At 73.5% G+C, this 10,135-nt stretch carries 6 protein-coding genes; 5 read left to right on the top strand and 1 reads right to left on the bottom strand.

Annotation, left to right across the window (positions count from 1 at the left end):
• Nucleotides 1-13: 13 nt before the first annotated feature.
• From AMIS_RS24215 to AMIS_RS40785, 5 genes are read left to right on the top strand one after another with little or no spacing between them, the layout of a single operon-like run.
• A complete protein-coding gene (locus AMIS_RS24215; RefSeq protein WP_014445034.1) occupies nucleotides 14-3,013 on the top strand; it encodes an OmpL47-type beta-barrel domain-containing protein in 3,000 nt (999 codons plus the stop codon).
• A gap of 10 nt (nucleotides 3,014-3,023) precedes the next feature.
• Entirely contained in the window at nucleotides 3,024-3,632 is a 609-nt protein-coding gene (locus tag AMIS_RS24210) for a hypothetical protein (protein ID WP_014445033.1), read from the top strand.
• Nucleotides 3,633-3,690: 58 nt separating this feature from the next.
• Entirely contained in the window at nucleotides 3,691-4,665 is a 975-nt protein-coding gene (locus AMIS_RS24205) for a hypothetical protein (RefSeq protein WP_014445032.1), read from the top strand.
• 33 nt (nucleotides 4,666-4,698) lie between these two features.
• The gene (locus tag AMIS_RS24200; protein WP_014445031.1) at nucleotides 4,699-6,024 is read left to right on the top strand and encodes an SWIM zinc finger family protein; all 1,326 of its coding nucleotides are present in this window, start codon (nucleotides 4,699-4,701) and stop codon (nucleotides 6,022-6,024) included.
• Nucleotides 6,021-8,780 (top strand): DUF6493 family protein, encoded by a 2,760-nt coding sequence (locus AMIS_RS40785; RefSeq protein WP_014445030.1) that lies wholly within the window; start codon nucleotides 6,021-6,023, stop codon nucleotides 8,778-8,780. The genes AMIS_RS24200 and AMIS_RS40785 overlap by 4 nt, the downstream gene beginning before the upstream one ends.
• A gap of 150 nt (nucleotides 8,781-8,930) precedes the next feature.
• Here the strand turns inward: AMIS_RS40785 and AMIS_RS24185 are convergent, their stop codons facing one another.
• Nucleotides 8,931-9,950 carry a LacI family DNA-binding transcriptional regulator gene (locus AMIS_RS24185; protein WP_014445029.1) on the bottom strand — a complete coding sequence of 340 codons (1,020 nt, stop codon included), beginning with the start codon at nucleotides 9,948-9,950 and terminating at the stop codon, nucleotides 8,931-8,933.
• Nucleotides 9,951-10,135 lie beyond the last annotated feature (185 nt).

The following is a 10,135-nucleotide window of genomic DNA, read 5'->3' as shown; positions in this document are numbered from 1 at the left end:
GACGGGCAATCCCTTGAGACTGCTGCGCACAGCGGTCGCAGGGCTGGTAGCGGCGGGTTTGCTGGTCACAGCGCCCGCCGCCCCGGCCCGGGCAGCCGACTCCTACACCTTCACCAACACGACGAATCCGATCCTCAAGGACGGCTCCTACTACAGCGCCGACCCCGCGCCCCTGGTGGCGGACGGCAAGCTCCTGATCTACACCGGACACGACGAGGCAGGTCCGGCGGTCAACGACTTCATCATGAACGAGTGGGGCGCCTTCACCACGAGCGATGTCGACTCCGGTGAATGGACCCACTACCCGTCCCTGATGCGCCCGGAGAACGTCTTCAGCTGGGCCACTCCCGGCCGGGCGTACGCCGGTCAGGTCGTCCAGGGACCGGACGGCAGGTATTACTGGTACGTCCCGGTCAGCGAGCGCGACTCGCCGGCCGCCAACAAGTTCGCCATCGGCGTCGCGGTGAGCGAGACCCCGACCGGCCCGTGGACGGATCACGTCGGCGGCCCGCTGATCTCGCAGCGCACGCCGACCGTGAACACCATCGAGAACATCGACCCGACGATCCTGGTCGAGGGCGAGCGGGTGTTCGTCTACTGGGGGACGTTCGGCCAGCTGCGCCGGCTGGAGTTCCGCGCCGACATGAAGACGCCGGTCGGCACCCAGCAGACGGTCACCGGGCTGACCGGGTACTTCGAGGCGCCGTGGCTGTTCAAGCGCAACGGCACCTACTACCTGGCGTACGCGGGGAACAACGCCGGGCCCACCTCGGCGTGTACCCCGGCGAACTACCACGCCTGCATCGCGTACGCCACGGCGAGCAGTCCGGAAGGCCCGTGGACGTACCGCGGGACGCTGCTCACCCCGGTCTCGTCGACCACCAGCCACCCCGGCATCGTCGAGTTCGACGGGCGGTGGCAGATCGTCTACCACACCGCCGACGCCGTCGGTGGCGGCCATTTCCGCAGGTCGGTCGCGATCGACGAGGTGGAGTGGGACGACACCCAGTCGCCGCCGCGGATCAAGCAGGTGGTGCGCACGCCGGCGAAGACCGCCGACCGCACGCCGCGCGCCAACATCGCCCAGGCCGCCACGGTCACCGTCTCGAACGACCCGGTCCCGACGCAGTACTGGGTGAAGTCGCTCAACGACGAGATCGTGCGCGACAACCCGCTGCCGCCGGACATGTGGGGTACCTGGACCGGCAGCAACCCGGCCCAGCAGTGGGTGCAGTACACCTGGGACCAGCCGATGCGGATCTCCGGTTCGCAGATCGAGTTCTGGAACGACCAGCCGCAGGGCACCGGCGTGGGTGTCGCCGCGCCGGCGACGTGGAGGATCCAGTACTGGGACGGGTCGTGGAAGGACGTGCCCGGCGCGAGCGGCTATCCGACCGGCACCCGGGGCTTCCAGGACACCACGTTCGACCCGGTGACGACGACCCAGGTCAGGGCCGTGTTCGACGCGTCGACGAACGGCAGCACGTACTCCGCCGTCGCCGTCGAGGAGTGGAAGATCCTGGCCGCGCAGCCGTCCTCGGTCACCCCGCCGGCGATCACGGTCGAGGTGGGTGAGACCGACCTGCCCGCCACGATCCCGGTCACCTTCGGTCCGTCGGAGGCGCTGTCGATCCCGGTCCTCTGGGACGGGCTCACGTCCGAGGACGTGGCCCGGCCGGGCACGGTCACCGCCACCGGAAGTGTCCTCGGCTACGCCGCCGGGCGGATCACCGCGACCGTGCGGGTCATCTCCCCGGGCGACACCGAGGGCGACGAGACCCCGCCCACCGTCGTGGTCACCCCGAGCGGTTCGGCGGGCGCCGCCGATTGGTTCCGCTCCGCTGTCCGGGTACGGGTGACCGCCTCCGACGATCGCGGCGGCCGGATGACCATCGCCACGAAGGTCGACGACGCCCACCCCGTGACCAGTCAGGACGCGCGCTACGCCGACACCACGGTCACCGGGGACGGCCGGCACACGGTCACCGCCACCGCGACCGACCGGGCCGGCAACGTCTCACCGGCCGTCACCACCGCGATCGGCATCGACGCCACCAACCCGTCGAGCACGGTGACCCTCGCGGACCGGAAGGTGACGGTCACGGCCACCGACGCCACCTCCGGCGTCGACCGGGTGGAGTACGCGATCGGCACCGGGGCGTGGACGGCGTACTCCGGTCCGATCGCCGCGCCCGACGCCGGGAAGCACACGGTCGGCTACCGGGCCGTCGACAAGGCCGGCAACGCCTCGCCGGCGTCCACGATCGTCATCCCGGCCGACTTGTCCGCGCCGCTGACCGGCAACGTCGGTCCGATCGGGGTGCCGACGGCGTCGTACACGGCGGGCTGGAACAGCGTCACCGCGCTCAACGACGACGCCGACCCGGCCGCACCGGCACAGGGCCAGCTCTGGGGCACCTGGTCCGGCACCCGGCCGGCCACCCAGTGGATCCAGTACGACTGGTCCCGGCCGATCCGGCTCACCGGCGCCGAGCTCAAGTTCTGGCGCGACTCCGGACCGGGCACCGGCGACGGCGTCGCGGCCCCGGACAGCTGGAGACTCCAGTGGTGGGACGGCGCGGCCTGGCAGGACGTGACCGGGGCCGGCTCCTACGGGACCAGCACCACGGCGTTCAACCGGGTCGGCTTCGACCCGGTGACCACGTCCCGGCTGCGGGCCACCATCAGCGCCAACGGGAACGGGACCACGTTCTCCGCGGTGGCGGTCACCGAGTGGCGGGTCTTCGCCGACGAGAAACCGGCGGCGCCGATCACCGTCACCGCCGGGTCGCGCTGCATCGCGGGCAAGGCCTATGTCGCCGTCACGGCCCGCAACGGCGGTGACGCTCCGGCTGACATCGAGCTCGTCACCCCGTACGGGAAGAAGGTCTTCGCCGGCGTCGTGGCCGGCGGCAACGCCTACCAGAGCTTCCCCTCCCGGGTTTCCTCGGTGCCGTCCGGCACCGCTTCGGCCAACGGCGTCACCGCCGGCTACCCCGCACTCACCTGCTAAGGAGACATCGATGAAGGCACGAATCCCCGTGGCGCTGATCGTGGCGCTCACCGGCGCGGCGGCGCTGCCGGCGTCCGCGCTCGCCGACCCGGGTGACGCCGAGGTGGAGGTCACCGTCGACATCACCGAGATCCGCGAGCCGGGCGTCCTCGCGCTCACCGTCGCCGGTGACGCGGTGGCGCTGAGCGAGAAAGGCTCCGACCTGACCGTCCGCCGGTTCAGCGGCACGCTGCCGACGGTCACCGTGACCGACACCCGCACCCTGGAGGAGATCCCGGACGGCTCCGCGTGGGCCGTGCTCGGCAGCTCCAGCGACTTCACGGCGTCCGGCCGCGCGCCGATCACCGCCGACCACCTGGGCTGGAAGCCGCGCCTGATCGACGGCGGGGACACCGGTCTGGTCGCCGAGGGCGAGGAGGTGGTCCCGTCGGTGGACGAGCCCACCCAGCCGGGCAACAACGTCGGCCTGGTCGACCAGGAGCTGCTGGTCTCCACCTACGACTCGTCGGAGGTCACCGGTGGCGCCTACCAGGTGAACGCGGACCTCAACCTGCACACGCCGGCCGATGTCGCGGCCGGTTCCTACCAGGCCACTCTCACCCTGTCCCTCTTCGAGTGATCCTCTGACGGCGGGGCCGGCGTGTCCGGCCCCGCTCTCTTTTAGGTTTGGAGCCGCCATGCGACGTGTCTCAGCCCTGATCATCGCCGCCCTCGTCGCCGTGCCGGCGGCTCCCGCGTCAGCCGCGCCGGTGTCCGCTGCACCCGCGTCCGCTGCGCCCGCGTCCCTGACCTGGACCGTGCAGCCGGCGACCGCCGACGGCCCGGACGGGCGCCGCTGGGTGGAACGCACCCTCGATCCGGGTTCGGTGGTCACCGAGCATCTGGCGGTGCGCAACTTCAGCGACGCGTCGGCGTCGTTCACGCTGACCGCGGCGGACGGCTATCTGACCGACAAGGGCCGCTTCAACATGCTGCCGTCGGACCGGAAGTCGGTGGACGGCGGCACCTGGATCACCGTACGGGAGAGCGTGACGGTGGGCGCCGGGAAGACCGCGGTGGTGCCGTTCACGATCACCGTCCCGCGGGACGCGACACCGGGTGATCATCCGGCGGGTATCGCCGCGTCGGTGGCGGGCCGGCAGGGGACGGTGCAGGTGGAGAGCCGGGTCGGGTTCCGGGTCCTGATGCGCGCTTCCGGCGAGGTGCGGCCGGCGCTGGCCGTCCGCGGGGCGTCCGTTTCCTACGAGCGATCGTGGAATCCCTTCGCGCCGGGGGAGCTGACCGTTTCCTATCAGGCGGCCAACACCGGAAACGTCCGGCTCGACCTGGCGAATCGGGTGTCCACGTCGGAACTCTTCGGCCTCGTGTCGGCGACCGGCGCCTCCGCACGCGGCGAACTCCTGCCCGGCGGTGAATCGTCCGCCACCACGCGTGTCGGCGGCGTGTGGGGTCTCGGCCCGGTCCGGACGACGGTCCGGCTCGACGCGGCCGCGACTGCCTCGACGACCGTCACCACCTGGGTGGTGCCCTGGCCGCAGCTGTTCCTGCTGGTCGCGGCGGCCCTGATCGTGCTGGCCTGGCGTGCCCGCTCGCGGCGGCTCACGGCCCTCCTTGAGGAGGCTCGGCGGGAGGGCGCACGCTCGGCCGCGTGAAAACTGTCGTACCGGTTCTCTAGGTTCTCGGGCATGGTTTCCGCGGCGTACTCGTACCTCGGCTCGTCGACTCTGGATGACGGCCTCACCCTCCAGACCTCCGGCGGTCCGGCGGCGCACCCCCGATTCTTCACCGGTTTCCTCACCGACCCGGGGGCCGCGGCGACCGGTCTGCTGGCGGTCGCCGAGGTCGCCCGCACCCGCTATTTCCGGCCGCGGCCGCCGGCCAGCCTCGACCCGGTGGTCACCGCCGGGTCGGACCGCCTGCGCTTCGAGTCGTTCTCCGGCTGCTGCGGCGTCTACGCCCGGCTCGACGTGCTGCCCGCCGGGCTCGACGGTGAGATCCTCGCGCACGGCACCACCAATGTGGACGTCAACCTCCCGTTGCAGCGGGCGCTGACCCGGGTCGGCCGGGCGGACCCGCTGCACGTCGCGGTCGGCCCCGACGATCTCACCGTCACCACGTTCGACGGCGAGCTGGTCGAGCGGAAGGTGCCGCTGCCGTCCCGCTGGCTGCGCGGGTTCGCCGAGGCCCAGGTGCTCACGTCCCGCTTCGAGCCGCGCGCCGAGATCGGCGCCGCCGACGCGCGCCTGCTGCTGCACCGGCTCTCCGCCACGGACAAGTCGGTGCTCTGGGCGGTCCCGGCCGGCCGGACGCTGCGGCTGACGTCGCGGCCGGTGCCGGGCGCGGTCTGCCTGCCCGGCGCCGGGCGCCTGACCGCGATCAAACCCTTCCTGCGGTACGCGTCATCGCTGCTCGTCCACGGCCCGGTCGTCGCCGCGGGCAGCGGCCCGGTCGCCAGCACGTGGGAGCTGAGGATGCCGTCGCTGCGGCTGTCGCTGACCCTCTCGCCGGAGCCCTCCCGCGGGTTCTCCGGCGAGGGCGCGGTCCTGGAGTCGCTCGCCAGCGACGAGGCCGCCGACGACGCCGACCTGATCAGCGCGCTGCTCTCCTGGGACCCGGCGATCGACGTGGACGCGCTGGCGACCCGGTCCGGGCTGGACGCGTCGCGGGTGCGGGACGCGCTGACCCAGCTCGGCACGGCCGGCCGGGTCGGCTTCGACGTGGCCGAGGCGGGCTACTTCCACCGCACCCTGCCCTACTCGGCGGACGTCGTGGAGAAGATGAACCCCCGCCTCGCCGGCGCCCGCGCGCTGGCCGAGAGCGGCGCGGTCACCACCGGGGCCGACGTGTCGGTGGTGCGCAGCGGAGGCGAGACCTATCACGTCCGCCACGCCACCTCGTCCTGCACCTGCCCCTGGTGGGCGAAACACCGCGGCGAGCGAGGCCCGTGCAAGCACGCCCTCGCCGTCACGATCGTCCTCGCCGCCGCCGCCGCTGCTGAGGTGCCGGCGTGACCCTCAGCTGGGAGACCGTCGACGAGCTCGCCCGCCGCAACGACAGGTCCGCCCTGATCCGGCTGCTCGCGGCCGCGACGCCCGCCGAGCGCGCCGCCGCCGCGCCCGTGGTGGAGGCCGGCGTCACGGCGCTGCCCGCCGACCCCGGCATGGACGCGCGGACCGTCTACGCCCTCGCCGTCGTCGGCACCGCGCCCAGCGCCGCCCGCGCCGTCACACTGCTGCGCCGGCCCGCGCTCCGGGCGTGGAACTGGGAGGAGTCCGCCCTCTTCCTCGCCCTCGCCGACGCCCTGGACCTGCCGTGGACCGGCGATCTCGGCGCCCGGCTGGCCGCCCGGCTCCCGGCCCGCGACCCGTGGCCCGACGACTGGTTCTTCGCGGCCGCGCTGATGCGGGCCGGCGGCGTCACCCCGCCGGTCACCGAGGGCGTGGTGCGCAGCTGGGTCCGGTCGTTCGTCCGCCGCTGGAAACCGGAGGGCCCGATCCCGCCGCTCGTCGCCCGCCTGCGCGACGACCCGTGGCGCGACACGCTGCTCCCGGCGGTCTTCGAGATCGACACGATCGGCGCCGACCTCGGCGGGGTGGCCTCCGCCGGCGCCACGCCGGCCTTCCCGGCGGCGGTCGCGGCACTGGACCGCGAGGGGACGCTGGAACGCAAGACGGTGCTCTCCGCGACCGTCGACCGTCTCCTGCGCGGCGGCCGGCCGAACAACCTGCGCCCGTTCATCCTGCTGCACGACGAACTCGCGCCCACCGTCGACGAGTCGTCCACGCACGCCCTGGACTACGCACGGTTGCTGGCCGCCGGTCCGGGCGCCGTGGCGACGCTCGCGCAGCGCTGCCTGAGAGCCGTCGACGGGGCCGGGCGGCTGGAGCGGGAGACACTGCTGGAGGCCAGCGCGGAGACTCTGGTGCGTCGCGAGAAGACGCTGGTCAAGGCTCAGCTGTCCTGGCTCGCGGCGGTGGCCCGGCGGGAGCCGGCGCGCTCGGGCGACGTGGTGGTGGCGATCGCCGGGGCGTTCGGGCACGCGGCGCTGGACGTGCAGGAGCGGGCTCTCGACCTGGTGGCCAAGCACCGTGATCGGGTGACGCCGGCGGAGCTGGAGCGCATCGCCGCCGCGGCGGCAGGGCTGGGCGGTGACCTGCCGGCGCGGGCCGCGTCCCTGTTCGCCGCCGCGCCCGATCCGGTTTCTGCCGGCGCCGCGCCGGGTTCGGTGACGGCTGGGCCGGGCCTGGGCGCTCTGCCGCCGGGCAGTGGGGTTTCGCTGGTGGTGGCGCCTGCGGTCGCGGAGATGCCGCCGCCGATCGCCGACGCGGCCGAACTCGCCGAGGAGCTCGCCGCGCTGGTCCACGTGCAGACCGGTGTCGGCTGGGAGCGGGTCCTCGCGGCCCTGGTCGCCTTCCACACCGCCGGGGCCGGCGAGGATCTGGCGGCGACGCTGCTGCCGGTGACCGACAGATATCCGCGCTGGTTCGCGCCGAGCCGGTGGAACGCCGGTTCCCCGTTCGTCGCCCTCGGCCTGGCGATCCGAGCCGCCACCGCTACTGCTGGTCGGAGCGATGCTGTGGTCTCGGCTGGCCGGGGCGGGAACGACCCGGTCCGGCAGGAACTCGCCGCCGCCGTCCGGGTCGCCTGGCAGGAGGGCCGGCGCGGGCATCCGCACTCGTCGCTGAGCCCGCGGCCCGACGGCGTGCTGGCGTTGCGGGTCGCCGAGGTCGCGGCGCACCTGGCCGGCTCGATGGTCCCGGCGATCGTCGCCACGCCGACCCACGTGAACGGCAGCCTGGACGCCGGCGTGCTGCTGCAACGCCTTCAGCGGGCCGAGGCCGAGGGCTGGCAGCCGTGGCCGTTCGACTTCGAGCAGGCGCTGCTCCGGGTGCCGCGCGTCGCCGACGACCTGGTGGCCGTCCGCGCCGCCCGGCTGACGACACCGGCCGGCCGGCAGTTCGCGCAGTGGCTCGCGAGCGGTGGGCTGCCCGATCCGATCAGCGCGCCCGTCACCCAGCCCGGCGAGCGCGGCCGCGACGGCGGCTGGACCTGGGACGTGCCGGTGCCGCGCCGGGTCGTGGCGACGCTGCGCCCGGCCCGCGACGGTGGCCTGCGCCTGGAACGCCAGCTGCTCACCCTGACACCCGTCGAGCACCCGGTCCACACGCCCGGCGATTTCCAGGGCACCGAGGACGTCCTCGCGATGGTCTTCCCGCACCACCGCGAAGTCGCCGCCGCCTGGGCCCTTGCCGAGGTGGCCGCGCTGGCCGACCAGAACCAGCGGGACACCGCCCGCAACCTGTTCCCGCTGCTGGCGGAGTGCACCGGCCCGGTCGGTCCGGCGATGGCGTACGCCCTCGCCTACGCCCTGGCCGCCAAACACGAGTCGGACCGCGCCGCCGCCGTCGACACGCTGCTGACCCTGGCCGCAGCGGAAGCGCCCTTCGCTGCGCCGGTGGGCGCCGCGCTGGCCGATCTCGGCAGCGACGGGACGATCACACTGACCCGGGTCCTCCCCGCGCTGGCCGACCTGCACCGGGCCGGCGCGTCGGTGGCCGTGTGGGAGTTGCTGGTGGCCGCCCTGCCTCCACTGTTGACGACGACCGCGCGAACCGTGCCCGACCTGCTGGAGCTGGCCAGCCAGGTGGCGGTCACGCTCGGTGTGAGGGGCGACCTCGTTCCGGGGCTGGCCGGGGTCGCGGCCCGCGCCGGGTCCACGCGAGTCACGAAGGAGGCGAAGCGCCTGCAGTCCATCTTGAACCCGTGACCAGCCCGCCCGCCCGTCGGCCGGGCAGCTGGACGCCGGTTGCCGCCCGTGGCCGAGCTGACCCGTTTACGCCAAGATCGGGCGAGGCGAGGCGAGGCGAGGCGAGGGCGAACGGCGGGGCGGTGTGCGGGCGCGGGGCGACGCTGGCGGTCAGCGAAGAGGGGCCGTCGACTCCCGGGTGAGGAGTCGGACCGGGAGGGTTTCGACGCCTGAGGAGAGGGCGCCGTCCATCGCCGCTGAGAGGCGCTGGGCCGCGGTGCGGCCGAGCTGCTCCAGGTTCAGGTCCACCGTGGTCAGTGGGGGGCGGGCGTTCGCGGCCAGGACCTGCCAGTTGTCGAAACCTATGACGGCGACCTGGCTGGGGACGTCGATGCGTTCCTCGTGCAGCACGTCCAGGACGCCCCGGGCGATCTCGTCGGAGCCGGCGAAGATGGCGTCGACGTCGGGGCAGCGGTCGAGGAGCATCCGGGTGGCGCCGCGGCCCCACGCCTCGGACCACATGCCGAACCAGACCTCGCCGCCGGCCAGTGACAGGCCCTCCTCGGCCAGGCGGTCCAGGGCGCCGCGGGCACGGTCCTGCGCGGCGCCGTAACCGGGGTCGCCGGTGATGTGCGCGATCCGGCGGCGGCCGCAGCGCAGCAGGTGGTCGACGGCGAGACGGCCGCCGCCGATGTTGTCGGTGACCAGGGACAGGTCGGCCGGGTCGTCGGAGGGCGCATACGCGTAGATGACCGGCACCGGCAGGTCCCGGCCCAGCGACGGGCGGGTGTCCGGGCGGGCGCCCACCACGATCAGGCCGTCGACCCGGCGGGACAGCAGGGCGCGCAGGTGGTGTTTCTCGCGGATCGCGTCGCCGCGGGCGTCGCAGAGGAAGACCGACGTCTGGTCGGAGCCGAACGCGTCCTCGGCGCCCATCAGGATCGGGATCGAGAAGCGGCCCTCGAGGTCGGACGTGAGCAGCCCGACCGTGCCGCTGCGCTGGGTGATCAGGCCCTGGGCGAGGGTGTTCGGCGAGAACGACAGCTGCTCGGCGGCCTTGACCACCCGCGCCCGTGTCTCGGCGCGGACCTGGGGCTGGCCGTTGAGCGCCTTCGACGCGGTCGCGACGGAGACCCCGGCGAGCCGGGCGACGTCGCGCAGCGTGACGGCACGGTTGGCCGCCGCCCCCATGGTCTCCACGCCTCGCCTCCGATCGGGACGATTGTCGGCCGGTGCATCGCCCACTGTCGAACCTCTTGACAAGAAAATCTCCACAGCATTACGTTTCTGAAAACCTTTTCGGCGGCCGATCCGGTCGCCACATCAACCGCTTTTACCTGCTGATCCACCGCGAAGGGCAGCGCCCAGCCTAGCCC

It is taken from the genome of Actinoplanes missouriensis 431, from assembly GCF_000284295.1.
Taxonomy (GTDB): domain Bacteria; phylum Actinomycetota; class Actinomycetes; order Mycobacteriales; family Micromonosporaceae; genus Actinoplanes; species Actinoplanes missouriensis.
The sequence above is the reverse complement of the archived record's forward strand: the minus strand, read 5'-3'. Positions and strand labels throughout refer to the sequence as shown.

What these genes read in the sequence shown, in the direction of transcription:
- AMIS_RS24200 (WP_014445031.1), top strand. Translation starts at nt 4,699, where the DNA reads ATGGTTTCCGCGGCGTACTCGTACCTCGGCTCGTCGACTCTGGATGAC.
- AMIS_RS24210 (WP_014445033.1), top strand. Translation starts at nt 3,024, where the DNA reads ATGAAGGCACGAATCCCCGTGGCGCTGATCGTGGCGCTCACCGGCGCG.
- AMIS_RS24185 (WP_014445029.1), bottom strand. Translation starts at nt 9,950, where the DNA reads ATGGGGGCGGCGGCCAACCGTGCCGTCACGCTGCGCGACGTCGCCCGG.
- AMIS_RS24205 (WP_014445032.1), top strand. Translation starts at nt 3,691, where the DNA reads ATGCGACGTGTCTCAGCCCTGATCATCGCCGCCCTCGTCGCCGTGCCG.